This window comes from Burkholderia sp. EMB26, from assembly GCF_024730645.1.
GTDB classification, from domain to species: Bacteria; Pseudomonadota; Gammaproteobacteria; order Burkholderiales; family Burkholderiaceae; genus Burkholderia; species Burkholderia cenocepacia.
This window is the reverse complement of record NZ_CP078070.1, coordinates 2,770,794-2,795,447: the sequence shown is the minus strand read 5'-3', so window position 1 is coordinate 2,795,447 and position 24,654 is coordinate 2,770,794. Positions and strand designations below refer to the sequence as shown.

The 24,654-nt window shown below is 69.5% G+C and carries 22 protein-coding genes, 1 other RNA gene and 1 riboswitch; of the genes, 10 read left to right on the top strand and 13 right to left on the bottom strand.

Annotation, left to right across the window (positions count from 1 at the left end; translation table 11 throughout):
* Positions 1 to 131: 131 nt before the first annotated feature.
* The 4 genes from KU887_RS13160 to KU887_RS13145 all read right to left on the bottom strand — a co-directional run bounded on the left by KU887_RS13160 (position 132) and on the right by KU887_RS13145 (position 1,829).
* Positions 132 to 593, bottom strand: a complete 462-nt coding sequence (locus KU887_RS13160) for an EVE domain-containing protein (protein WP_006478090.1) — start codon at positions 591 to 593, stop codon at positions 132 to 134.
* 311 nt (positions 594 to 904) lie between these two features.
* Positions 905 to 1,086, bottom strand: a non-coding RNA gene (gene ssrS / locus KU887_RS13155) — 6S RNA.
* Between the two features lie 81 nt (positions 1,087 to 1,167).
* Entirely contained in the window at positions 1,168 to 1,482 is a 315-nt protein-coding gene (locus KU887_RS13150; protein ID WP_006478091.1) for a cell division protein ZapA, read from the bottom strand.
* Positions 1,479 to 1,829 carry an ATPase gene (locus KU887_RS13145; RefSeq protein WP_006478092.1) on the bottom strand — a complete coding sequence of 117 codons (351 nt, stop codon included), beginning with the start codon at positions 1,827 to 1,829 and terminating at the stop codon, positions 1,479 to 1,481. The genes KU887_RS13150 and KU887_RS13145 overlap by 4 nt, the downstream gene beginning before the upstream one ends.
* A gap of 154 nt (positions 1,830 to 1,983) precedes the next feature.
* A riboswitch (cobalamin riboswitch) is annotated at positions 1,984 to 2,233 on the top strand.
* 41 nt (positions 2,234 to 2,274) lie between these two features.
* On the opposite strand from KU887_RS13145, the gene KU887_RS13140 reads away from it, so the two are divergent.
* From KU887_RS13140 to cobC, 5 genes are all read left to right on the top strand, one after another.
* Entirely contained in the window at positions 2,275 to 3,390 is a 1,116-nt protein-coding gene (locus KU887_RS13140) for an iron ABC transporter permease (protein WP_048989041.1), read from the top strand.
* Positions 3,387 to 4,202 (top strand): ABC transporter ATP-binding protein, encoded by an 816-nt coding sequence (locus tag KU887_RS13135; protein ID WP_006484439.1) that lies wholly within the window; start codon positions 3,387 to 3,389, stop codon positions 4,200 to 4,202. Before KU887_RS13140 ends, KU887_RS13135 begins: the two co-directional genes overlap by 4 nt.
* 61 nt (positions 4,203 to 4,263) lie before the next feature.
* Positions 4,264 to 5,319 (top strand): nicotinate-nucleotide--dimethylbenzimidazole phosphoribosyltransferase, encoded by a 1,056-nt coding sequence (gene cobT / locus KU887_RS13130; protein WP_006496112.1) that lies wholly within the window; start codon positions 4,264 to 4,266, stop codon positions 5,317 to 5,319.
* Positions 5,320 to 5,332: 13 nt separating this feature from the next.
* Complete coding sequence (locus KU887_RS13125) at positions 5,333 to 6,085, top strand: adenosylcobinamide-GDP ribazoletransferase (protein ID WP_258255575.1); 753 nt, start codon at positions 5,333 to 5,335, stop codon at positions 6,083 to 6,085.
* Positions 6,070 to 6,654: an alpha-ribazole phosphatase gene (gene cobC / locus KU887_RS13120; protein ID WP_048989042.1), complete on the top strand. Its 585-nt coding sequence runs from the start codon at positions 6,070 to 6,072 to the stop codon at positions 6,652 to 6,654. The genes KU887_RS13125 and cobC overlap by 16 nt, the downstream gene beginning before the upstream one ends.
* Positions 6,655 to 6,758: 104 nt before the next feature.
* On the opposite strand, the gene KU887_RS13115 is transcribed toward cobC, so the two are convergent.
* Genes KU887_RS13115 through cobU form a run of 4 tightly spaced genes read right to left on the bottom strand, consistent with a single transcriptional unit; the run spans position 6,759 to position 10,180 of the window.
* A complete protein-coding gene (locus KU887_RS13115; RefSeq protein ID WP_080324370.1) occupies positions 6,759 to 7,676 on the bottom strand; it encodes a cobalamin-binding protein in 918 nt (305 codons plus the stop codon).
* The gene (gene cobD / locus KU887_RS13110; protein WP_077055730.1) at positions 7,673 to 8,689 is read right to left on the bottom strand and encodes a threonine-phosphate decarboxylase CobD; all 1,017 of its coding nucleotides are present in this window, start codon (positions 8,687 to 8,689) and stop codon (positions 7,673 to 7,675) included. Before cobD ends, KU887_RS13115 begins: the two co-directional genes overlap by 4 nt.
* Positions 8,682 to 9,626, bottom strand: a complete 945-nt coding sequence (gene cbiB, locus KU887_RS13105) for an adenosylcobinamide-phosphate synthase CbiB (protein ID WP_006496108.1) — start codon at positions 9,624 to 9,626, stop codon at positions 8,682 to 8,684. Before cbiB ends, cobD begins: the two co-directional genes overlap by 8 nt.
* The gene (gene cobU / locus KU887_RS13100) at positions 9,620 to 10,180 is read right to left on the bottom strand and encodes a bifunctional adenosylcobinamide kinase/adenosylcobinamide-phosphate guanylyltransferase (protein ID WP_258250204.1); all 561 of its coding nucleotides are present in this window, start codon (positions 10,178 to 10,180) and stop codon (positions 9,620 to 9,622) included. Before cobU ends, cbiB begins: the two co-directional genes overlap by 7 nt.
* Positions 10,181 to 10,255: 75 nt before the next feature.
* On the opposite strand from cobU, the gene KU887_RS13095 reads away from it, so the two are divergent.
* The 3 genes from KU887_RS13095 (at position 10,256) to KU887_RS13085 (ending at position 13,353) form a co-directional block, all read left to right on the top strand.
* Complete coding sequence (locus KU887_RS13095) at positions 10,256 to 11,770, top strand: cobyric acid synthase (protein WP_058901711.1); 1,515 nt, start codon at positions 10,256 to 10,258, stop codon at positions 11,768 to 11,770.
* A 359-nt stretch (positions 11,771 to 12,129) separates the two neighbouring features.
* Positions 12,130 to 12,543, top strand: a complete 414-nt coding sequence (locus KU887_RS13090; RefSeq protein WP_058901710.1) for a DoxX family protein — start codon at positions 12,130 to 12,132, stop codon at positions 12,541 to 12,543.
* A 147-nt stretch (positions 12,544 to 12,690) separates the two neighbouring features.
* Positions 12,691 to 13,353 (top strand): ParA family protein, encoded by a 663-nt coding sequence (locus tag KU887_RS13085; RefSeq protein WP_006484037.1) that lies wholly within the window; start codon positions 12,691 to 12,693, stop codon positions 13,351 to 13,353.
* Positions 13,354 to 13,484: 131 nt separating this feature from the next.
* Here KU887_RS13085 and panD read toward each other — a convergent pair whose 3' ends face one another.
* From panD to KU887_RS13065, 4 genes are all read right to left on the bottom strand, one after another.
* The gene (gene panD, locus KU887_RS13080) at positions 13,485 to 13,871 is read right to left on the bottom strand and encodes an aspartate 1-decarboxylase (RefSeq protein WP_006484038.1); all 387 of its coding nucleotides are present in this window, start codon (positions 13,869 to 13,871) and stop codon (positions 13,485 to 13,487) included.
* A 44-nt stretch (positions 13,872 to 13,915) separates the two neighbouring features.
* Positions 13,916 to 14,755, bottom strand: a complete 840-nt coding sequence (gene panC / locus KU887_RS13075; RefSeq protein WP_006496102.1) for a pantoate--beta-alanine ligase — start codon at positions 14,753 to 14,755, stop codon at positions 13,916 to 13,918.
* 270 nt (positions 14,756 to 15,025) lie between these two features.
* Complete coding sequence (locus KU887_RS13070; RefSeq protein WP_006478106.1) at positions 15,026 to 15,898, bottom strand: ScpA family protein; 873 nt, start codon at positions 15,896 to 15,898, stop codon at positions 15,026 to 15,028.
* Between the two features lie 4 nt (positions 15,899 to 15,902).
* On the bottom strand, positions 15,903 to 16,091 hold the full coding sequence (locus KU887_RS13065; protein WP_006484044.1) for a DUF3460 family protein: 189 nt from the start codon (positions 16,089 to 16,091) through the stop codon (positions 15,903 to 15,905).
* 216 nt (positions 16,092 to 16,307) lie between these two features.
* Here KU887_RS13065 and KU887_RS13060 point away from each other — a divergent pair, with 216 nt between their 5' ends.
* Both KU887_RS13060 and KU887_RS13055 read left to right on the top strand, forming a co-directional pair.
* On the top strand, positions 16,308 to 18,122 hold the full coding sequence (locus KU887_RS13060) for an autotransporter assembly complex family protein (protein WP_258250203.1): 1,815 nt from the start codon (positions 16,308 to 16,310) through the stop codon (positions 18,120 to 18,122).
* 45 nt (positions 18,123 to 18,167) lie between these two features.
* Positions 18,168 to 22,211 carry a translocation/assembly module TamB domain-containing protein gene (locus KU887_RS13055; RefSeq protein WP_258250202.1) on the top strand — a complete coding sequence of 1,348 codons (4,044 nt, stop codon included), beginning with the start codon at positions 18,168 to 18,170 and terminating at the stop codon, positions 22,209 to 22,211.
* A 91-nt stretch (positions 22,212 to 22,302) separates the two neighbouring features.
* Here the strand turns inward: KU887_RS13055 and metG are convergent, their stop codons facing one another.
* Positions 22,303 to 24,459: a methionine--tRNA ligase gene (metG, locus tag KU887_RS13050; RefSeq protein ID WP_258250201.1), complete on the bottom strand. Its 2,157-nt coding sequence runs from the start codon at positions 24,457 to 24,459 to the stop codon at positions 22,303 to 22,305.
* Positions 24,460 to 24,654: the final 195 nt, after the last annotated feature.

Genomic DNA, 24,654 nt, shown 5'->3' with positions numbered 1-24,654 from the left:
GGGCGTACCGCGCGACGAAAAAAACGACAGCCGGCCCGATCGGCCGACAGCGGTTGCTTAGGCCGTGCGAACCGGCCGCGAGTTCCGTCGCGGCGGCGTGTACTGACCAGATTTGACCTTTGGCGCGCGGCCTACTTCATCAACTTTTCGGTGATGAAGCGCCATTCCGCCCGCGTGACCGGCGTGATCGACAGCCGGTTGCCGCGGGCGAGCACGCGCATGTCGGCCAGCTCGTCGTGCTCGCGCAGCGCGGCGAGCGGCACGAGCGGCGACTTCTTCACGAAGCGCACGTCGACGAGCAGCCAGCGTGGCGCTTCCTGCGTCGATTTCGGATCGTAATAGGGGCTTTTCGGATCGAACTGCGTGGGATCGGGGTAGGGCGTCGACGATACTTCGGCGAGGCCCGCGATGCCCGGCTCGGGGCAGCTCGAGTGATAGAACAGCACGCCGTCGCCGATCTTCATCGTGTCGCGCATGAAATTGCGCGCCTGATAGTTGCGCACGCCGGTCCACGGCAGCGAGCGCTGCGGTGCGTTGGCGAGATCGTCGATGCTTGCTTCGTCCGGTTCGGACTTCATCAGCCAGTATTGCATGGATCGTAATCGACGCAGAATGGGCATGAGGGTCTGTTTGCATGCGGAACGCGCATGCGTTGCCACGAGGACGGCCGTTCTCGTGGCAACCCAAACTAAAAATTCAATCCACGGGAATGCCCGAAATCGCCCGTATGGCGGCGTCGCTCGTCACTTGTTTGGCTCGGCCAAACGGCGCTCCTCGCTTCTTGCCTGCGCCCCGCAAGGACGTCCCCTCGGGGGACGAGCGATTTCGGGCATTCGCATGCGCGTTCCGCATGCAAACAGACCCTCAAAAGGAAACGGCATCGGAAGTTCCCGATGCCGTTGGATAGGCCCCCGCCTTGGCCGCTAGGCCGGCATCCTGAACCTGAGGTTCAGAATTGGTCGCAGTTAGCAGCACTTCGGGTACATCAGACAGAGTGACGCGCGCGCCCGTGCTACAAATTTCCGCAACCGTGCACATGGCATTGGTTCAAGGAATATATGACCTTGGCGAACCAGGCAGGGAAGCTGACTGAACTGTGATTCGATGCGCCAATTTGACCACCGTTGACCGTCGAGATCAAGGGGAATCGACGCATCGTTTGAAACGTTACTGCGTCTCGTGCTGTGCGAGCACCGCACCGAGTTGTTCGTTCATCTGGTGCATTGTACGACGGATTTCCTCCGCCGGAAATGCTTCACCATGCCGCACGCTCGTTTGCAGCCGCAGCAATTCCGATGCGAGCGACAGCGCCGCCATCACCGCGATGCGATCGGTGCCGCGTACCGAGCTGTTCGAGCGGATTTTCGACATTTCGGCGTCGACGCGCGCGACCGCTTCGAGCAGCGCCGCTTCGGTCTCGGCCGAACAGGCGAGCCGATAGGGCTGACCGAGAATCGAGACTTCGATCTGCTTGGTGCTCATGCATGTTCTCCGTGGCTGGCCGCGTCATCGCCATCCGTGCGCGCCTGCGCATCCAGCAGGTCGAGCTGGTTGTCGGCTTGCTCCGCGCTCTTCGAGCGCGGCAGCTTTTCGAGAATCGCGTTCAGTTTCACCTGGGCGTCGTCGATCTTCGCCGACAGCGTGTCGCGCTCGGCCGCGAGCGCATTGCGTTCGTCGCGCAGCTGCGCGAGTTCCGCGCGGACCGTGTCCGCTTCCGCGCGCAATTGCGCGACCTGCTCCTCGAGCGCGAGCCGTTCCGAGTGATAGCGCTTGTTCAGCGAAATCAGACGGCCAATATTTTGAGATAGGGTTTCGAGTTCGTTGAGCATTTGCTGCGTCCTCTAAAGACCCAGCATTTTAGCGCGGAATAACGCGCAATCCGACATCTGTAACGTTTCCAGTCGTAACACCCCTGCTTCTTGCCGCGAATAGGCGCGTCCCGCGTGTCTCCGGACGCTTCCTTGACGCTCGCGCGACCGGCTCCTAAACTGGCGCCGCCTCGGTGCTCGCGCGCAGGACGCGCGGTTAAACGGGAAGCAGGGTGCGGGCTCCGCGAGCGCGTCAACCTGCGCTGCCCCCGCAACGGTAAGCGGCCGCGTCGCATGACGCAGGCCGGCTCGGGCGCGTTTCGCGTGCAGGTCGCACGCGGGCGCGGGCCACTGCGCGTCATCGCGCGGGAAGGCGAGCCGGACCGCCGCCAGCCCGGATACCGGCCGAGACGGGGAGCCCGCACGGGCTCCATGACGCGCGGCCTGCGGGGAAGCGGGGCGCGCAATGCTTCACGGAACGTTCTTCGATGCCGACCCCAATCGTCCGCCACGCGCCCCCGTCGCGCCCGGCCGGCCCCTGCAAGCGGATGCGCCGTGCGTCGGGCGCGCGGCCGTGCGCCGCATGAGCGCCGCACGCGCCACTGTCATCTGGGCCGCGCTGGCCGCCGTGGTCGCATTGCTGTTCGTCGCGTCGCTGTCGATCGGCAGCGTGCCGATGTCGCCGTGGCAGGCACTCGCTTCGCTCGTGCCGCACGGCGGCGATACCCTGTTTGCCGATATCGTCCGCACGCTGCGCCTGCCGCGCGCGCTCGCGGGTTTCGCGTGCGGCGCGCTGCTCGCGCTGGCCGGCGCGTTGTTGCAAGTGCTGCTGCGCAATCCGCTCGCGGAGCCGTACGTGCTGGGCGTGTCCGGCGGCGCGGCCGGCTTCGCGCTCGTCGCGATGATCGCGGGCGGCGCGTGGTGGCTCGTCGACGCATCCGCGTTCGCCGGTTCGCTCGTCTCGGTCGCGCTCGTGCTCGGTCTCGCCAGACGCGAGCTGTGGCGCGGCGAATCGCGCGACGCATCGCCGCGGCTGCTGCTCACCGGCGTCGTGATCGCGGCGGGATGGGGCGCGCTCGTCACGCTGTTGCTGTCGCTCGCGCCCGATGCGCGGCTGCGCGGCATCATCTTCTGGCTGACGGGCGACCTGAACGGCGCGACGGCGCCGTGGTTCGCGTGGGGCGCGCTGTTGCTGAGCGCGTGCGTCGCGCTGCCGGCCGCGTCGCAACTGAACGTGCTGCTGCGCGGCGACGCGACCGCGCAGGCGCTCGGCGTGCCGGTCGCGCGGCTGCGCGTGCGGATCTATCTCGTCGCGTCGCTGGCCGCCGCCGCTGCCGTGACGACGGCCGGCACGATCGGCTTCGTCGGGCTCGTCGTGCCGCATGCGCTGCGGCTCGCGTTCGGCAACGACCAGCGGATGCTGCTGCCGGCCGCGATGCTCGCGGGCGGTGGCGGCGTGATGGCGGCCGACCTGCTCGCGCGCACCGCGATCGCGCCCGCGCAACTGCCGGTCGGCGTGATGACCGCGTTGATCGGCGTGCCGGTGTTCCTGTGGATGTTGCTGAGGAGGCCGATGCGATGACGGGCGCCACATCGTACGCCGCCGCCGGCGACATGCACTACAGGGCCGTCGACCTGACATTGAAGGCCGGCGCGCGCACGCTGCTCGATCGCTTCACGCACGCGTTCCGCCCCGGCGAGATCTGGTGCGTCGCCGGCCCGAACGGCGCGGGCAAGACGACGCTGCTCGCCACGCTCGCGGGATTGCAGCCGCCCGCTGGCGGACACGTCGAGATCGACGGCCGGCCGCTTGCCGCGTGGCGTCCCGAGCACCTCGCGCAGCGCCGCGCGCTGATGCCGCAGCAATTGCACGATGCGTTCAGCGCGACGGTGTTCGACACGGTGCTGCTCAACCGCTTTCCGTATCTCGGCGGCTGGGGCTGGGAGCGCGACGACGACCGCGCGGCCGCGCGCGATGCGCTGGCGACGTTCGACCTGAGCCCGCTCGCGGCGCGCGACGTGATGTCGCTGTCGGGCGGCGAGCGGCAGCGGGTCGCGCTGGCCGCGACGCTGTGCCAGGATGCGCCGCTGATGCTGCTCGACGAACCGCTCGCGCATCTCGACCTGCATCACCAGATCGACTGCCTGACCGCGCTCGCCGCGTGGCTCGCGGCAGGCCCGCGCACGGTGGTGTTTTCGTGTCACGACCTGAATCTCGCGCGGCGTTTCGCGACGCATGCGCTGCTGCTCGACGGCCGCGGCCAAGCGTGGGCCGGCCGCGTGCACGACGTGCTGACGCCCGAGCGCGCGAGCGACGCGTTCGGCTATCCGCTCGTGCTGATCCGCGAGAACGGCCGCGATGCGCTGCTGCCCGCATGGCCTGCGCGACAATGACGTTTCCCGTTCCGATTTTTCCGATGCGCGGCGCATGCCGCGCGCACGACACGGCTCCTCGATGACGACTCCGACCCAATTCCCGCCCGCGATCGCGCCGCTCGACGACGCACTGCGCAAGCGTCTCCAACATGTGATCGACCACAAGACCAAGCCACCCGGCAGCCTCGGTCAGCTCGAGGCGGTCGCGCTGCAGATCGGCCTGATCCAGCACACCGAGCGGCCGGTCGTGCAGCGGCCCGCGACGATCGTGTTCGCGGGCGACCACGGGATCGCGGCCGAGGGCGTCAGTCCTTATCCGCAGGCGGTGACCGCGCAGATGGTCGCGAACTTCCTGGCCGGCGGTGCGGCGATCAACGCGTTTTCGGGTGTCGCGCAGAGCACGCTCGAGATCGTCGATGCGGGCGTCGCGTCGCCGCTGCCGCTGTCGGACCGGCTGGTGTCGCTGCCGGTCGCGCGCGGCACGCGCAACTTCGCGGCGCAGCCGGCGATGACGCGCGACGAGGCGATGGCCGCGCTGGCCGCCGGCGCGGCGCGCGTTCGCCTGCACGCGTCGCTCGGCACGAACGTGATCGGCTTCGGCGAGATGGGGATCGCGAACACGTCGTCGGCCGCGTGCCTGATGAGCCGTCTGCTCGACGTGCCGATCGACGCATGCGTCGGCCGCGGCACGGGGCTCGACGATCAGGGCCTCGCGCACAAGCGCGCGGTGCTCGGCCGCGCGCTCGTCAAGCATTCGCATGCGATCGCGCCGCTCGACGTGCTCGCGACGTTCGGCGGCTTCGAGATCGCGATGATGACGGGCGCGTACCTCGCGGCCGCGAGCGAGCGGATGACGATCCTCGTCGACGGCTTCATCGCGACCGCCGCGCTGCTCGTCGCCGAGCGCATCGCGCCCGGCGTGCGCGACTACTGCGTGTTCTCGCATACGTCGCACGAGGCCGGCCATCGGCGCATGCTCGAGCATTTCGGCGCGAAGCCGCTGCTCGCGCTCGACCTGCGGCTCGGCGAAGGCACGGGCGCCGCGCTCGCGCTGCCGCTGGTGCGCGCGGCGGCCGCGTTCCTGAGCGAGATGGCGAGTTTCGAATCCGCCGGTGTCGACAATCGTGACGCCTGAGCGCGCGCGCGGCATGCGGGCCGAACTGCGCTACTTCTTCGTCGCGCTCGGCTATTTCACGCGCGTGCCCGTGCCGTGCTCGATCGGCTATGCGGCCGGCGATCTCGACCAGGCCGCGCGCTATTTCCCGCTCGTCGGCGCTTGCGTCGGCGCATGGGGCGCGCTGGTCTATCTCGTCGCGCTGCGCGCGCTGCCACCGTCGATCGCGGTCGGGCTGTCGATGGCCGCGACGCTGCTCGCGACCGGCGCCTTCCACGAAGACGGCCTCGCCGACAGTTGCGACGCGTTCGGCGGCGGCTACACGCGCGACGACGTGCTGCGCATCATGCACGATTCGCGGATCGGCACGTTCGGTGCGGTCGCGCTCTTGATCGCGCTCGGGCTGAAATGGCAGGCGCTGACGTCGATGCTGCCGCTGCGCGCCGCATGGACGATGATCGCCGCGCATGCGGCGAGCCGCGCGATGGCCGTGAGCCTGCTGATGACGCTCGACTACGTGCGGCCCGAAGGCAAGGCGAAGCCGGTCGCGCAACGGATGGACGCACGCGCGGCGTGCGTCGCGGCGGTGTTCGGACTGCCGTGGCTGTTCTGGCCGGACTGGCGCATGGGCGTTGCCGCATGCGTGGCGCTCGTCCTGGTGCGCGCGTGGCTGGCCCGCTACTTCGTGAAGCGGATCGGCGGTTATACGGGCGACTGTCTCGGTTTCGCGCAGCAATTGGGCGAATTGGCGATCTATCTCGTGGTGCTCGGATGGACATCGTCCTGATCCGCCATCCGGCCGTCGGCATCGAGCCGGGCATCTGCTACGGGCGCAGCGACGTGCCGCTCGCCGAATCGGCCGATGGCGGCGCGCAGGCCGTGCGTGCGCATCTGTCGACACTCGGTGCGCCGTTGCCCGAACAGGTCTGGACGAGCCCGCTGACGCGTTGCGCGTCGATTGCCGAACGGCTCGCGCGGGCACTCGACGTGCCGCTGCGGCGCGATGCCGACTGGCAGGAAATGGATTTCGGCGCGTGGGAAATGCAGCGCTGGGACGATATCGACCGCGCGGCACTCGATGCATGGGCGGCCGACCTGATGCATGCGTGCGCGCACGGCGGCGAAAGCGTGGCGCGATTCGTCGCGCGGATTGCGCGGCAGGCCGATGCGATGGCGAAGCTCGACGGCCCGCAATGGGTCGTCACGCATGCGGGCGTGATCCGCGCGTTCGCGTCGCATCTATTGCGTGTGCCGCTCGATACGCTGCTGTCGCGGCCGGTGCCGACGGGCGGGGCCGTCTGGCTGCGCGCGGACGACGACGCACATGCAGCGGAAGTCGTGCACTGGGACGCGTAGGCGCGGTTGCGTCTGCAGATGACCGACGCCGCGCAGGACCGATCCGTCGCGCTCGCCCGGCGCATCCGATATCGACGCGCGATGCACCCGCCCGCCGCCGGACATCAGCGCGCCGGCCGCCGCGCACGCGCGGCATCCAGGTCCTCGCACAGCGCGGCCGCGCCCTGCGCGATGCGCGGCGACGGCCGCGTCAGCAGATCGCCGTCGATCGCGAACAGGTTGTTGCGCGCCACGGCCGTCAGCGCGGGCCACGCACGCCAGCGCGCGAGGCTCGGCAGCGGTTCGTTCGAACGGGTCGCCCCGGCGCTCGTTGTCACGATCGCTTCCGGATTCGCCGCGAGCACGGCTTCGTCGGTCACGGTCGGCGCGAGCGGCTTGAGCGACGCAAATACGTTGCGGCCGCCGCAGAGTTCGAACACTTCGTTGATCAGGTGCGTGCCGTTGAGCGTCGTCAGCGGGCGGTCCCACACCTGGAAGAACATCGAGACGGGCGGGCGTGCCGCGTAGCGTGCGCGCAGGGCCGCGATGTCGCGCATGAAGGCGGCCGCGGCGGCATCGGCGGTCGGTTGCGTGCCGAGCAGCGTGCCGAGCCGGCGCAGCGACGACGATACGTCGTCGAGATGCTTCGGTTCACTGAAGAACAGCGGAATGTGCAGCGCGCGCAGCGCGTCGGTCTGCCGCTGGGCGTTGCCGTGCCGCCAGACGACGATCAGGTCGGGCTTTAGCGCGGCGATGCGTTCGAGGTCGAGCGCCTTGTTGTCGCCGACGCGCGGCACCGCTTGCGCGGCGGGCGGATAGTCGCTGTACGTGACGGTGCCGACGAGCTTCGCACCGCCGCCGGCCGCGTAGACGAGTTCGGTCGCGTGCGGCGCGAGGCTGATCACGCGTTGGGCAGGCGCGGGTAACGTGACCGTATTGCCGGCGTCGTCGCGCGTCGAGACGTCGGCGTGGACGAGCGGCGCATGAACGAGCGCGGTCAGCAGCGCGGCCGGCGCGAGCCGACGGAACATGCGCGGACTCATGCGGACGCCTGCAGCAGGGGTACGCATTGCGCGAGCGCGTCGCCGAGGCGCTGCCATTCGGCTTCGCTGCCCGGCAAGCCGACGCGCACGCTCGACGGGGCCGGGAAGTGCCGCGTCCAGATCCCGTGCGTTGCGAGCGCCGCATGCAGCGCCGCGGCGCGCGGGTCGTCGGTCCAGCTGAAGAGCGGTGTCGCGCGGACCGCGAAGCCGTGCGCGCGCAGCAGCGCGGCCAGTCGTTCGCCGTCTGCCGCGAGTCGCTCGCGGGCGGCAGCTTGCCACGCGCGATCGGCGAATGCCGCGGCGACCGCGTGGCGCGCGGGGCCGCCGACGGTCCACGCGCCGAGCGTGTCGCGCAACGCGACGATCTGAGTCGGGCACGCGAGCACGAAGCCCGCGCGAATCCCGGCGAGCCCGAAGAACTTGCCGACCGAGCGCAGCACGACGAGCCCCGGACGATCGGCGTGCGGCGCGAGCGATGGGGCGGCGCCCGTGTCGGCGAACGCTTCGTCGACGATCAGCGTACCGCCGCGTGCCGCCAGTTGCGCATGCCAGCCGAGCAGGCGCGCGGTCGGCACGAATTCGGCGGTCGGATTGTTCGGATTCCCGACGATGACGTGACGCAGCGTCGCGGGCAGCGTATCCGCGTGGATGTCGAGCGCGACGACGCGATGGCCGTGGCGCGCGAACGCGGGTGCGTATTCGCCGTACGCGAGCGCCGCGACGCCGGCGTCGCCGGCCGGCAGCAACGCCGGCAACGCGCGGATCGCGGCCTGGCTGCCGGCGACCGGCAGCACGTGCGCGGGATCGGGCGCGTGGTAGTACTGCGCGGCGCAGGCCGCGAGGCCGTCGCCGTCGTCGGGCAGCCGGCGCCAGGCGTTGGCCGGCACGGGGGGCACCGGGTAGCCGACCGGATTGATGCCGGTCGACAGATCGAGCCACGCGTCGTACGGAATGCCGTGGCGGCGGGCGGCTTCATGCAGGTTGCCGCCGTGCGCGATGGATGAATCAGACATGATGGGTGGCCATGACGAGTGCGCCGCTCGCGACCAGCAGCGCGAGCCACAGCGCGAGCGTGCGCGTGACGAGCGACAGCGCGGCGACGATGTGAAGGGCGGTGGCCGTGGCCCCGGTGCCGAGCACCGGGCGATCCTCGATTTCGCCGTGATAGACGGCCGGGCCGCCGAGCTGCACGTTCAGGCTGCCGGCGCCCGCGGCCATCACGGGGCCCGCGTTCGGGCTGTCCCAGTGGCGCGCCTGCGTGCGCCAGCAGCGCCATGCGGCGGCCGTGTCGCCGAGCAGCGCGTAGCTCGCGGCGGTGAGCCGCGCGGGCATCCAGTTCAGCGCGTCGTCGAGGCGCGCGGCGGCCCAGCCGAAGGTCAGGAAGCGCGGCGTGCGGTAGCCCCACATTGCGTCGAGCGTGTTCGCGAGCCGGAACAGCAATGCGCCGGGGCCGCCCGCGACGACGAACCAGAAGAGCGCGCCGAAGATCGCGTCGTTGCCGTTTTCGAGCGCCGATTCGACGGCCGCGCGCGACAGCGCACCTTCGTCCGCGTTGCTGGTGTCGCGCGACACGATGCGCGCGGTCAGCGCACGTGCCGCGTCGAGGTCGCGCCGCAGCAGCGCGGCAGCGATCGGCGCGACGTGTTCGGCGAGGCTCTTCGCGCCGAGCGCGAACCACAGCAGCGCGACGTGCAGCGCAGCGGCGAACGGCCAGGGCAGCACGGCGACGAGCCATGCCGCGACGGCCACCGGCGGCACGACCGCCGCGAGCCACGCGGCGACGCCGATCACACGGCCGCGCCGGCCCGTGTTCAACGCGGCTTCGATGCGCGCGGCGAGGCGGCCGAACGCGACGAGCGGATGCCAGCCGGCCGGCTCGCCGATGGCGCGGTCGACGATCGCGGCCGCGACCGCGAGCATCGCGACGACCGGCAGCGACAGCATCAGCATGACCGGGCTCCCGCCTTGAGGTCGAGCGGCAGCCCGGCAACCAGCAGCGTGACGCGCGTCGCGAGCGCGGCGACGCGCTGGTTCAGGTGCCCGAGCTCGTCGACGTAGCGGCGCGTGACCGACCCGAGCGGCACGACGCCGAGCCCGATCTCGTTGCTGACGACGATCACCTTCGCGCGTGCGCCGCGCAACGCGTGCTCGAGCCGCTCGACCTGCGCCGCGTATTGCGCATCGTCGAGCGGTTCGCCGTCGGCGGGGCACAGCAGGTTCGTGAGCCACAGCGTCAGGCAGTCGACGAGCAGGCACGCGTGCGGATCGTCGAGCCGCGCGAGCGTGCCCGCGAGATCGATGGGCGCGTCGGCGAACCCCCATTCGGCCGGCCGGCGCGCGCGGTGATGCGCGATGCGCTGCGCGAATTCGGCATCGGCATCGGCGGCGGTGGCGGTCGCGATGTAGGTAACGGGGCGGCCGCTGTCGGCGGCGAGCCGCTCGGCATGCGCGCTCTTGCCCGAGCGCGCGCCGCCGAGGACGAAGGTGAGGTCGTGCGGAATCATCGCGTGATTGTAACGGCGCGCACGACCCGGCGCGGGCGATAATGCCGCCTTTGCTTCGCGACGACCTTTGACACGATGAATGCACCCGAGCCGCGGCCGCGCGGCACGCTGATGATCCAGGGCACGACGTCCGACGCGGGCAAGAGCACGCTCGTCGCGGGCCTGTGCCGCCTCGCGCGCCGCGGCGGCGCGCGCGTGGCCCCGTTCAAGCCGCAGAACATGGCGCTCAACAGCGCGGTGACGGCCGATGGCGGCGAGATCGGCCGTGCGCAGGCGCTGCAGGCGCTGGCCGCCGGCGTTGCGCCGCATACGGATTTCAATCCGGTGCTGCTGAAACCGACGAGCGACCGCGGCGCGCAGGTGATCATTCACGGCAAGGCGCGCATGAACCTCGACGCGCGGGCGTATCACGACTACAAGCCGGTCGCGTTCGATGCGGTGCTCGAATCGTACGCGCGCCTGCGCGCCGGTTACGACACGGTGATCGTCGAAGGCGCCGGCAGTCCGGCCGAGATCAACCTGCGCGATGGCGACATCGCGAACATGGGGTTTGCCGAGCGGGTCGACTGCCCGGTCGTGCTCGTCGCCGACATCGATCGCGGCGGCGTGTTCGCGCATCTGGTCGGCACGCTCGCATGTCTGTCGGACAGCGAGCGCGCACGTGTGCGCGGCTTCGTGATCAACCGCTTCCGCGGCGACCTCAAGCTGCTCGAACCAGGGCTCGACTGGCTGCGCGCGCGGACGGGCAAGCCGGTGTTCGGCGTGCTGCCGTATCTGCACGGGCTGCTGCTCGACGCGGAGGACATGCTGCCCGCGCAGGCGCGCAGCGCCGCCGCACGGGGCGATGCCGGCGTGCTGCGCGTGGTGGTGCCCGCGCTGCCGCGCATCAGCAACCACACCGATTTCGATCCGCTACGCGCGCATCCGCAGGTCGAATTCACGTACTGGAAGAGCGGCCCCGTGCCCGACGCCGACCTGCTGATCCTGCCCGGTTCGAAGAGCGTGCAGCGCGACCTCGCGTGGCTGCGCGACGCGGGCTGGGACGCGCTGATCCGGCGCCATCTGCGCTACGGCGGCAAGGTGATCGGCATCTGCGGCGGCATGCAGATGCTCGGCCGCACGCTCGACGATCCGCTCGGCCTCGAAGGCGCACCCGGCAGCGTGCCGGGGCTCGGGCTGCTCGATTTCGACACGACGCTGCAACCCGACAAGACGCTGAAGAACGTGACCGGGCAACTCGCGCTGCCGGGCGCGGCCGCCGTGCGCGGCTACGAGATTCACATGGGCGACACGCGCGGGCCGGCGCTCGAGACGCCCGCGCTGATGCTGGCCGCCGATGCCGCGCGGGACGGCGTGCGGGAGGGCGTGCGTCCCGACGGCGCGCTGTCGGCCGACGGCCAGATTCTCGCGACCTACGTGCACGGGCTGTTCGACGCGCCCGACGCCTGCGCGGCGCTGCTCGCGTGGGCGGGGCTCGACGGCGCGGCCCGCATCGACTACCCGGCGCTGCGCGAGGCTTCGCTGGAACGGCTGGCCGACACGTTCGCCGCGCACCTCGACCTCGACGCGCTGTACGCCGAGTTTCGTTGAGGCCGGCCCTCGCTTTTTCCGCTCGATCGCGTACAACAGAGGAGGGCGGAGGTCCGCCCGAAGGAGGGCGACGAGAGGGCTCGACGGTGGTGGGGCGTCCTGCTCGCGGTGCTGCTGGGCGTGTCGGCGGTGGCGCAGGCGTGCGATTCGTATGCGCCGGGCGGTGGCCAGTCCGGCGGCGACGCCACGCAAGGCAAGAGCGGTTACTGAGCGGGATGCGGGGCATGATCGGTCATGCTCTTTTTTGCGATTCAATTCGTTCTTAAATGGAATCAATTTAAGCGAGATTGCGTGTTTATCGGCTGAATCGATTCGAATAGAGTGCGATTCACTCCCATCCACTCACGAAGGAATCCGTCATGAACGCCAACCGCCTGAACGATTTCGCCGCGACGCTGCTGCGCGTCGCCCTCGGCGTGCTGTACCTCGCGCACGTCGCACAGAAGGTCTTTGTTTTCACGTTGCCCGGCACCGTGCAGTTCTTCGCGTCGATCGGCCTGCCGGGCTGGCTCGCCTACCTGACCACGTTCGTCGAACTGGCGGGCGGCCTGGCGCTGCTCGCGGGGGTCCGCGTGCGCATCGCCGCGCTGGTGCTGCTGCCGTTCATGCTCGGCGCGGTCGCCGCGCATCTGCCGAACGGCTGGAGCTTCGCATCGCCGCACGGCGGCTGGGAATATCCGGCGTTCTGGGCCGTCACGCTGGCCGTGCAGGCCCTGCTGGGCGGCGGCGCGTTCGCGCTCGGCACGCGGGAGGCCGCGCTCCAGCGCGCATGACCTGACGGAAAGCCGACGAAACCGGCACGCGGTTCGGCGTGACCGGTTCCGGTGACACCCCGTTTGCCGATATCATCGCTCCCTGTATCCGCAATCGAGCGGCGCCTGCCATGCGGCCGGCGCCGCGCGGCTTTTTCGGGGGAATTCATGACGGTCATCGTGGTGGCGAATCCGAAGGGCGGCGTGGGCAAGAGCACGCTGTCCACCAATCTAGCCGGCTATTTCGCGGCGCAAGGCGCATGGGTCGCGCTGGCCGACCTGGACCGGCAGCAGTCCGCGCATGCGTGGCTCGACCTGCGGCCGGCCGGGTTGCCGGCGATCGAGGCGTGGGATCTCGATCCGGAGGCGCCATCGAAGCCGCCGCGCGGGCTGGAATATGCGGTGATCGATACGCCGGCCGGCCTGCACGGCACGCGGCTCAACGTCGCGCTGCAACTGGCCGACAAGGTGATCGTGCCGCTGCAGCCGTCGATGTTCGATATTCTTGCGACCCAGCAGTTTCTGGAGCGCCTCGCCGGCGAGAAGGCCGTGCGCAAGGGCAGCGTCGAGGTCGGGATCGTCGGGATGCGGGTCGACGCGCGCACGCGCTCGTCCGACCAGTTGCACCGGTTCGTCGAGGGGCTCGGCCTGCCGGTGCTCGGCTACGTGCGCGACACGCAGAACTACGTGCAGATCGCCGCGCACGGCCTGACGCTGTGGGACGTCGCGAAAAGCCGCGTCGAGAAGGATCTCGAACAGTGGCGGCCGATCGTCGAATGGGCCGAACGCCGCGCGCCGAAGGCCGAGAAAGCCGCCAAGGCAGCGTCCTGAACGCCCGGCCGTCCGGCCGGCGCGACCTCCAATGAGAAAGGGCCGGATCCCGTCGCGTGCGGTATCCGGCCCTTCGGTCGCCAGCGGCATCGCTGCACCGCGCGCCACGGCACGCGGGCATGCCGCTCAGGTCACGTCCAGTTCTGCGTCGGCACATGATCGCGGTGGCCCTTGATCTTGTTGCCTTCGTCGATGAACACGAGCTTCGGCTTCCAGCCGGCCTGCAGTTCGGCCTCGTCGACCATCGCGAACGCCGCGATGATCACGAGGTCGCCGAGCTGCGCGCGGCGCGCGGCCGAGCCGTTCAGCGAGATCATCCCGCTGCCGCGCTCGCCCTTGATCGCGTACGTCGAGAAACGCTCGCCGTTGTTGATGTTCCAGATGTCGATCCGTTCGTTTTCGATGAGGCCCGCCGCTTCGAGCAGGTCTTCGTCGATCGCGCACGAACCTTCGTAGTGCAGTTCGCAGTGCGTGACCGCCGCGCGGTGGATCTTCGATTTGAGCATGTGGCGCTGCATGGTGTCTCCGTGATGCGTCGTGAGAGGCGCGGGCGGGCCGCCCGTCAGATTTCCAGGTTGTCGATGAGGCGCGTCGCGCCGAGTTTCGCGGCCGCGAGCACGACGAGCGGCTCGCCGGCTTCGAGTTCGGCGGCGCTCGGTGCGATCAGGTTCGCGCGGCGGCGGATCGCGATGTAGTCGGGCGCCCAGCCGCGTTCGGCCAGGTGCGTGTGCGCGTGCTGCTCGAGCTTGCCGAGGTCGCGCTCGCCGCCGAGCACGCTGTCGCGCACGCGCTGCAGCGTTTTCGCCAGCTCGGGCGCTTCCCTGCGCTCGTCGGGCGTCAGGTAGCGGTTGCGCGACGACAGCGCGAGGCCGTCCTCATCCCGCACGGTCTCGGCCGCAATGATCTCGACCGGCAGCGCGAGCTGCTGGCACATGCGGCGCACGATCATCAACTGCTGGTAATCCTTCTTGCCGAACACGGCGACGCGCGGCTGCACGCAGGACATCAGTTTCGTGACGACCGTGCACACGCCGGCGAAGAAGCCGGGCCGGAACTCGCCTTCGAGAATCCCGCCGAGATCGTCCGGCGGCAGCACGCGGTATTCCTGCGGCTCAGGGTACATGTCGCGCTCGGTCGGCGCGAACAGCACGTACACGTTTTCCTGCTGCAGCTTCTCGATATCGTCCTGGAGCGTGCGCGGGTACTTGTCGAAATCCTCGTTCGGGCCGAATTGCAGCCGGTTGACGAAGATGCTCGCCACGACCGGGTCGCCGTGCTGGCGCGCGAGGCGCATCAGCGACAGGTGCCCTTCGTGCAGGTTGCCCATGGTCGGCACGAACGCCGTGCGGTTCTGTCCGCGCAGCTGGTCGCGCAGTTCCTGGATCGAGCTGATGACTTTCATGATCGGGTAGCGGGTTCCTCGCGCAGGCGCGCGTTGGCGCCGCAGCAGCGGCGTCGGGGTCGAAGCGGAGAACGCCGGCGCGCGGGCGGCGCATCGGGCGTCGGCGGATTGTAGAGGATTTGGCCGCGCGACGCATCGATAAAAGAACGATCGTTCACTTTTTATCGAGGCTTGCCGGATACGTGTCGGATACGCGCCGGACGGCCACCCGCCGCGGCGAAGCGGCGAGCGTCGGAGCGAACCGGGAACGGGAGGCGACGGGGGCGGCCCTTATGCGGGCAGGTACGCGAGACGCACGTAGATCGGCGCGAACGGCTCGGCCTGCGTGATCTCGAGCAGCGATTCGCGCGCGAGTTCGAGCATCGCGATGAAGTTCACGACGACGACCGGCACGCCGCGCGACGTGTCGAACAGGTCGGCGAACTCCATGAAGCGCGCGTTCTGCAGCCGGCGCAGGATCAGGCTCATGTGTTCGCGCACCGACAGCTCCTCGCGGGAAATCTTGTGGTGCTGGACGAGCTTCGCGCGCTTGAGCACGTCGGCCCACGCGGCGCGCAGGTCGTCCGAATTCACGTCGGGAAAGCGTGGCGTGACGCTTTGCTCGATGTACACCTCGGCGCGCAGGAAATCGCGGCCGAGCTGCGGCAGCTGGTCGAGCCGCTGCGCGGCGAGCTTCATCTGCTCGTACTCCAGCAGCCGGCGCACGAGTTCGGCGCGCGGATCCTCGGCTTCCTCGCCGGTGTCGGCCTTCTTGACCGGCAGCAGCATCCGCGACTTGATCTCGATCAGCATCGCGGCCATCAGCAGGTACTCGGCCGCGAGCTCGAGGTTCGACGCGCGGATCTGGTCGACGTAGCCGAGGTATTGCGCGGTGACCTGCGCCATCGGGATGTCGAGCACGTTGAAGTTCTGCTTGCGGATCAGGTACAGCAGCAGGTCGAGCGGGCCTTCGAACGTCTCGAGGAACACCTCGAGCGCATCGGGCGGGATGTAGAGGTCCTGCGGCAGCTTGAAGAGCGGCTCGCCGTACAGGCGTGCGAACGCCGCGACACCGTCGACCGTGTCGGGCGTCGAATCGGCGCCCGCGGGCGCGGCGATCGCGTCGTCCTGCCGGGCGGCGCTGGCCTCGTCGGCGGCGCTCACGTCGTCAGAAGTTCTGGTAGTAGACGTACGGCGTTTGCTTCACGCGCGATTCCTGCTGCTCGGCGCGCTCTTCGAGATCGATCGGCTGCTTGTCCCACAGCAGGGAACGGCCCTTGCGCTGCTCTTCTTCGAGCGTCGGCTTCTGCTGCTTGAGCTGGTTCAGGAACTGCGTGACGTCGGACTGGTACGGCATGGCTGGATCTTCCGTTTCGGGCGGCGCACGACGCGCCGGATTCGCGATGGCGGGATTTTACCGCATCACGGGGAACAGCCGGCGCCAATCGCGCGTCGAAACCGCGGGCCGGTGCCTAGCACTCTTTCACAATCGTTTGGCTGTGACGCCCGCGCCCTGTGGTCAAATACAGGGTTTTCCACGAAACCGTGACAATCCAGGACGGCGAGGTCATATTTGGCGGGGCAGTCGAACCAGCAAGCACACACGGCGCATGACGCGGGCCCGCGCGCGGCACGCGCTCGCGCCGGCGCCGCGGCCCGCGTCGCGCGGGCGGCCCTCGCGGGTTGCCTGGCCGCGTGCTTCGCGGTGCCGGCCCACGCGAAGTACGACGTCGACATCGACGCGCCGCGCTCGATCCGCAAGCTCCTCAAGACCCATCTCGACATCGCGCGCTTCGCGAAGCGCGACGACATCAGCGACGACCAGTTCGACTTCCTCGTGACCGCCACGCCGCAGCAGGTGCGCGACCTGGCCGCGACGGCCGGCTATTTCTCGCCGGTCGTGCGCACCGACGTGCGCACGCGCGACGGCAAGCGCGACGTGCGCATCGCCGTCGACCCGGGCAAGCAGACCGTCGTGTCGACGGTCGACCTGACGTTCAAGGGGCCGGTCGAGACCGAGGATCCGAAGCAGGAGACCGCCACCCGTTTCGCGTTCTCGATGAAGCCGGGCGACCCGTTCACGCAGTCCGACTGGGACAGCGCGAAGGACGCGGCGCTGCGGCAACTGCAGGCGCGCCGCTATCTCGGCGCGAAGATCGCGTCGTCCGAGGCGCGCATCGATCCGCGCACGCAGCGTGCGACGCTCGCGGTCACGTTCGACAGCGGCCCGACGTTCACGATCGGCAAGGTTGATGTCGACGGCGTGCGTCGTTATCCGGAAAAGATCGTCACGAACGTCAATCCGTTGTCGGAAGGCGAGATCTACGACGTGCAGCGGATCGCGGAATTGCAGCGGCAGCTGCAGAACACGCCGTACTACGCGAGCGTCGCGATCGACGTCGGCGACGATACGTCGAAGCCCGAGCGCACGCCCGTGCACGTGAAGGTCAGCGAATTCCCGTACAACAACATCCGCGGCGGCGTCGGCTTCGCCACCGATACGGGGCCGCACGTACAAGGCTCCTATACGTATCTCGACACGTTCGGCGCCGCGTGGCCGCTGACCGTCTCGGGCCGGCTCGACCAGATCCAGCAGTACGGGCAGGTCCAGCTGTCGATGCCGCCGGGCGAGAAGGGCTGGACCAACAGCGTGCTCGCGTCGTACACGAACACCAACGTGTCGGACACCCGCATCTACAGCGCGCGGGTCGGCGTGCAGCGTACGCGCACCGGGCAGTTCATCGACTATTCGTATTCGCTGATGTACTACCAGGATCGGCTCGACCAGAACGGCGCGGGGCCGACCACGAGCCGCGCGCTCGTGCCGCAATGGGCGTGGACCCGCCGCAACGTCGACGATCCGCTGTTTCCGCGCTCGGGCAACCTGATTCATGCGGAGGCCGGCGTCGCGGTCAAGGGCGTGCTGGCCGACGAGACCTTCATCCGCGGCTACGCGCGCGGGCAGCAATACCTGCCGATCGGCAAGCGCGACCTGTTCGTGTTCCGCGCGGAGCTCGGCGGCGTGTTTACGAGCGGCAGCTCGACCGGCGTGCCGGCGTCGCTGCTGTTCCGCGCCGGCGGCTCGAACTCGGTGCGCGGCTACGGCTACCAGAGCATCGGCAACAGCGTCGACGGCTCCGTTCTGCCGACCAAGTACCTGATGACGGGTACGGCCGAATACCAGCACTGGTTCAACCGCGACTGGGGCGCCGCGACGTTCTTCGACATCGGCACCGCGACCGATGCGTGGGGCGAGCGCGTGTTCTACCCGGGCGTGGGCGTCGGTGCGCGCTGGCGCAGCCCGGTCGGCCCGATCAACGTCGACGTCGCGTACGGCCTGCGCAACCACAGCGTGCGCCCGTACCTGACGCTCGGCATCGCTTTCTGAACCTGCCGCCCTATTGACGACCTGACGACCCGCACGACGAACCGCATGACGAAGGACCCGAACGACACGCCGCCGCCTCACGATCCGGATTCGCCCGACGGTGCGCCCGACACGCCGCCGCGCGCGCCGCGCCGTGGCCGTGCGTGGCGTGTCGTCGCGTGGACGCTTGCGACGGTCGTGCTGCTCGTCGTGCTGGCAGTGGGGCTCGTGGCCGGCGTGGTGACGACCGAGCGCGGGACGCGACTCGCGTGGCAGGTGGCCGGCAAGGTGCTCGGGACACGGCTCGCGGGCACGCTCGAAGGCGGCTCGCTCGCGACCGGCGTGCGGTTGCGCGGGTTCGCGTGGACCAGCCCCGACGGCACCGGCACCGAGGTCCGCATCGACCGGCTCGACGGCCGCTGGGCACTGACGCGTGCGCCGTGGCGGCTGTCCATCGCCTATCTGCGCGCCGGCACGATCGACGTGCGGATCGCGCCGGGGCCGTCGACGCCGAGTACGACGCCGCAGGACCTGAGCCTGCCGCTGCAGGTGCGGATCGACGACCTGCGCGTCGATCGCCTCGCGATTCACGAAGGCGGCTCGACGACGCAGCTCGACCATCTCGCGCTGAACGGCCGCAGCGACGGCCGTCACCATGAACTCGTGCTCGACGGCGTCGATACGCCGTACGGCGCGCTGACCGCGCGCGCGAAGCTCGACGGGGTGAAGCCGTTCGCGCTGACGGGCGAAGCCACCTACGCAGGCAAGCTGTCCGACGAAGCGGTCGACGCGCGGGCCCGTGTGTCGGGCTCGCTGGAGGCGCTCGTCGCCGAGGTCGACGCGAGCGGGATGAAGCTGAACGGGCGCGCGCACGTCGAGGCCGCGCCATTCGGCACGGTGCCGCTCACGCGTGCGTCGCTCGCGTTCGACCACGTGAATCCGCAGGCACTGTCGCCCGGCGCGCCGGCAGCCGATCTCGCGGTGCGCGCCGAACTCGCACCAGTGACCGCGCCGGCAGGCTCGGCGCCCGCGAAGGGCTTCGCGGTGACGGGCCCGGTGTCGATCGTCAACGCGAAACCCGGTACGCTCGGCGACCATCTGCTGCCGGTGATCGACGCGCATGCGACCGTGCATCTCGACGCGCACGCGCAGCGGATCGACGGCCTCGCGCTGAAGCTGATCCGGGACGGCAGCGTGACGGGCGGCGGCACGCTCACGGGCGGCAAGGGCCGCTTCGACCTGAAGGTCGCGAACCTCGACCTGAACGCGTTCGTCGCCGAACTGCGGCCGATGCGCCTCGGCGGCCCGCTCGGCGTGACGCTCGCGGGCGACGTGACGACCGTCGATTTCAACCTGAACGATCCGAAGCTCGCGCTGGGCGCGCGCGCCAAGATCGCGCTCACGCGGCAGCAGACCGTGCTGACCGATACGCGCGTGACTGCGGCCAAGGGGCGCATCGACCTGACGGGCGTGTTCCGCCACGACGCGCACTCGAGCTATGACGCGAAGGCGACGCTGACCGCGTTCGATCCGCTGCTGCTCGCCGCGATGAGCGCGCCGAAGGCGGGCGGCGGCAAGGCGCCGGCGAAGGCCGCCAAGGCCCCGGCCAAGCGCGGCGAAACGCGCGTGTCGGGCACGCTGACCGCGTCGGGCGCGTTCGCGCCGCAGGTCTCGACGAAGGCGACCTTCAAGCTCGCCGACAGCCTGTACGACGGCGTGCCGCTGACCGGCGCCGGCGTCGTGCAGCTCGCCGGCTCGCGCATCCTGCCGAGCAACGCGAACCTGTCGATCGCCGGCAACCACGTCGACCTGCGCGGCAGCTTCGGCGCACCCGGCGACCGGCTGCGCTTCGTCGTCGACGCGCCGCAGCTCGACCGCCTCGGCTTCGGCATCGAAGGGCTCGTGCAGGCGCAGGGCGACCTGACCGGCAGCTTCGCGCATCCGAACGTGACGGCGACCTACAAGGCCGAGCACGTCGTCGTCGGCTCGAACCGGATCGGCACCGCCCAGGGCCGCGCGGACATCCGCGACGGCGCGCACGGCGCGCTCGTGTTCACGGCCGACGCGGCCGACATCGCGCTCGGCTCGTTCAAGCTGAAGTCGTTGCGCGCGAACCTCGACGGCACGCGCGCGAAGCACACGCTCGACGCGTCGGCGCTCGGGATGGCCAGCGGCCGCGTGATCGACCTGACGCTCGCGGCGAACGGCGGCGTGGTCGAGAACCGCGACGGCATGCGCTGGGACGGCACCGTCACGCGTCTCGCGAATCGCGGCACGCCGGCGCTCGCGCTGCAGGCGCCGTTGACGATATCGGCCGGCGCCGGTCGCGTGACGCTCGGCGCGACGCGGCTCACGCTCGAAGGCGCGGCGATCGACCTGAAATCGTTCGTGTTCGATCGCGGCCAGATGCGCTCGGCGGGCACCGTGACCGGCGCATCGGTCGCGCGTTTCCTCGAGGTGCGCCAGACGCTGACCAGCCAGCGGCCGCCAGTGCGGACCGACGTCGTGGTCGATGCCGACTGGGATTTCTCGCTCGGTGCGAACGCGACGGGCCACGTGCAGGTGAAGCGCCGCGGCGGCGACGTGACGATCGAGAGCGGGCGCGGCATCGCGTCGCTCGGCCTGACCGATCTGTCCGCCCGGGCGAGCTTCGCGCCCGGCAACCGGCTCAACGTGACGGCGCTCGCGAAGGCGAGCCGGATCGGCACGCTCGACGCGAACGTCACGGTGCCGTTCGCGTTGCGCGACGGCGTGTTCGGCATCGTCGACGACGGTCCGCTGTCGGGCCGCATCGATGCCGACATCCCGGCGCTGAAGACCACCGGCAACCTGTTCGGGCCGAGCTACCTGCTCGGCGGGCGCGCGGCGCTGAAGCTGACGGTTTCCGGCACGCCGGTGAAACCGAACCTGTCGGGGACGCTGACGGGCGACGAGCTGTCCGCGACGCTGATCGACCAGGGCGTGCAGCTGAAGGACGGCATCGTGCGCGTGAAGCTGTCGGACAACCTCGTCGAATTCCAGCAGGTCGAATTTCACGGCGGCGACGGCACGCTGCGCGCGCTCGGCCGCGTGCGCCTCGACGGCGAGGCGCCGGACCTGACCGCGAGCATCGTCGCGGACAAGCTCGAACTGTTCGCGGCGCCCGATCGCAAGCTGTCGCTGTCGGGCAAGGCCACCGTCGCGAACGACGGGCCGCGCGGCGCGCTGTCGATCGACGGCAAGTTCGTGGTCGACCGCGCGCTGTTCGACCTGCCCGAGCAATCGGCGCCGCACCTGTCGGACGACGTCGTGATCGTGCAGCCGGACGGCACGGTGCGCGGCGAGACGCCGACCGGCACCGCGGTCGCGAAGCCGAAGGCGGTCGAGGACAAGCCGGCGCCATCGCTCGCGCCGCGCGCGAACATCGACGTCGGGCTCGGCAACAACTTCCGCTTCAAGGGGCACGGCGCGGATCTGGGGCTGCGCGGCACGATCACCGTGATGAGCGCGCCGGGCGTGCCGCTGCGCGCGGTCGGCAACGTGCGTGTGACCGAAGGTTCGACGTACACGACGTTCGGCCGCAAGCTCGCGATCGAGAACGGCTTCTTCACGTTCAACGGCCCGGTATCGAACCCGGGCGTCAACATCCTCGCGATGCGGCGCAACCAGGAGGTCGAGGCCGGCGTGCAGGTGACGGGCACGATCCAGTCGCCGACCGTCAAGCTCGTGTCGGAGCCGAACGTCACCGACAACGAAAAGCTGTCGTGGCTGCTGTTCGGGCACGGCACCGACCAGGGCAACAACGTCGGCCAGCAGGGCGCGATGACGGCGGCGCTCGGGCTGCTCGGCAGCGTGACCGGCAAGCGCGTCGCGCAGACCTTCGGCCTCGACGAGGTGTCGGTCGGCCGTAGCGAAGTCGGCCTGACCGATCCGCAGGTCGTGCTGGTGTCGAAGGCGATCAACGAGCGGTTCGTGCTCGGCTTCGAGCAGGGGCTGCAATCGGCGAGCAACGCGTTCAAGGCGACGATCAACCTGACGCGCTTCTGGTCGGTGTCCGCGTACGGCGGCACGTTCCAGGGCGTCGACCTGAACTACACGCGGCGCTTCGATCGCTGGTTCGGGCAGCGGTGACGGCGGATGCGGCTTACCGGGCAGCGATAAAAAAGCCCCGCACGATTCGACATCGTGCGGGGCTTTTTGCGGCGGCAGCAGTGCGTTCTGCTTACTTCACGCGCATGCCGGGCTTCGCGCCGCTGTGCGGTTCGAGGATGTAGAGGCCCGGTTCCGCCTTCTCGTCGGTGGCCGACGCGGCGAGCACCATCCCTTCGGACAGGCCGAACTTCATCTTGCGCGGCGCGAGATTCGCGACCATCACGGTCAGCTTGCCGACGAGCTGCTCGGGCTGGTACGCGGACTTGATGCCCGAGAACACGTTGCGGGTCTTTTCCTCGCCGACGTCGAGCGTGAGCTGCAGCAGCTTGTCCGACCCTTCGACCGCCTGGCACGCGACGATCTTCGCGATGCGCAGGTCGATCTTCGCGAAATCGTCGATCGAGATCGGCGCGTCGTCGGCGCCGTTCACGACGGCCGGCTTCGCGTTCGCCTTGGCGTTGCTCTTCGCGTCCTTCGCAGCATTGGCGCCGCCGGCGGCCGCGCCGGCTGCATCGGCCTGCAGCGAATCGCGGTTCGCGGCGAGCAGCGCTTCGATCTGCTTCGCATCGACGCGCGTCATCAGGTGCTGGTACGCCTTGATCGGCTGCGCCGACGACAGCGGCTTCGCGGCATCGGCCCACGCGAGCGGCGCGATCCCGAAGAACGCCTCGACCGCTGCGGCGACGCGCGGCATCACCGGCTTCAGCGCGAGCGACAGCAGGCGGAAGGCCTCGAGGCTCACGCTGCAGGTTTCGTGCAGCGCGACCGCGTTGGCCGGATCCTTCGCGAGATCCCACGGCTTCGCGCCGTCGACGTATGCGTTCACTTCGTCCGCGAGCTCCATCGTGTGGCGCAGCGCGCGGCCGTATTCGCGCGCTTCGTAGCTCGCGGCGATCTGTGGAATCGCATCGCGCAGCTTCGCGACGAGCGGATGATTCATCGCGCTGTCCTGCACGCGGCCGTCGAAACGCTTGATCAGGAAGCCGGCCGCGCGGCTCGCGATGTTCACATACTTGCCGACGAGATCGCTGTTCACGCGCGCCTGGAAGTCGTCGAGGTTCAGGTCGATGTCTTCCATCGTCGCGTTCAGCTTCGCGGCGAAGTAGTAGCGCAGCCACTCCGGGTTCAGGCCGGTGTCGATGTAGCTCTGCGCGGTGATGAACGTGCCGCGCGATTTCGACATCTTCGCGCCGTCGACGGTCAGGAAGCCGTGCGCGAACACGTTGGTCGGCGTGCGGTGGCCCGAGAACTCGAGCATCGCGGGCCAGAACAGCGTGTGGAAGTACAGGATGTCCTTGCCGATGAAGTGGTACTGCTCGGCGTTCGAGCCGGGACGGATCCACGCATCGAAATCGATGCCGTTGCGCTCGCACAGGTTCTTGAAGCTCGCGTAGTAGCCGACCGGCGCATCGAGCCACACGTAGAAATACTTGCCGGGCGCGCCCGGGATCTCGAAGCCGAAGTACGGCGCGTCACGCGAGATGTCCCAGTCGGCGAGCTTGGCTTCGCCCGCGTCGCCGAGCCATTCGCGCATCTTGTTGGTCGCTTCGGGCTGCGCGAGGCCGCTCACCCATTCGCGCAGGAACGATTCGCAGCGCGGGTCGGACAGGCGGAAGAAGTAGTGCTTCGAGGTCTTGCGCACCGGCGTCGCGCCGGACACGACCGAATACGGGTTCAGCAGTTCGGTCGGCAGGTAGGTCGAGCCGCACACTTCGCAGTTGTCGCCGTACTGGTCCTTCGCGTGGCACTTCGGACACTCGCCCTTGATGAAGCGGTCCGGCAGGAACATTTCCTTGACCGGATCGTACGCCTGCTCGATTTCGCGCTCGGCGATCAGGCCGGCTTCCTGCAGCGCGAGATAGATCTTCTCGCTCAGCACGCGGTTCTCGTCCGAATCGGTCGAGTAGAAGTTGTCGAACGACACGCCGAAGCTGTCGAAGTCGCGCTTGTGCTCGGTCCAGACGCGGTCGATCAGCTGCTTCGGGGTCAGGCCTTCCTTCTCCGCGCGCAGCATGATCGGCGTGCCGTGCGTATCGTCGGCGCCGATGTAGTAGACCTCATGGCCATGCATTCGCAGCGCCCGCACCCAGATGTCGGTCTGGATGTACTCGACCAGGTGGCCGATGTGGATCTGCCCGTTGGCATAGGGCAGTGCGGACGTAACGAGGATCTGGCGGCTGCCTTGCGGCGCCGCAGCCTGCACGGAAGTGAGGTCGGATGCGGACATAGGATCTGGAGAAGAACAGCGGGAAAAACGACGGGAAACTGCGATTCTAGCAGGGGCGCGGGCCAGCGCGGCGGGCCCGCGCCGCGGACCGGGCGGCGGAAGGGGCGAGGGCGCACACGCGGCATGCCCGGCGACGTTGTGCTGCAGCGCAGCACGAATTCTCCGGGCAAAAAAAACCGGGGCGGATACGGCCCC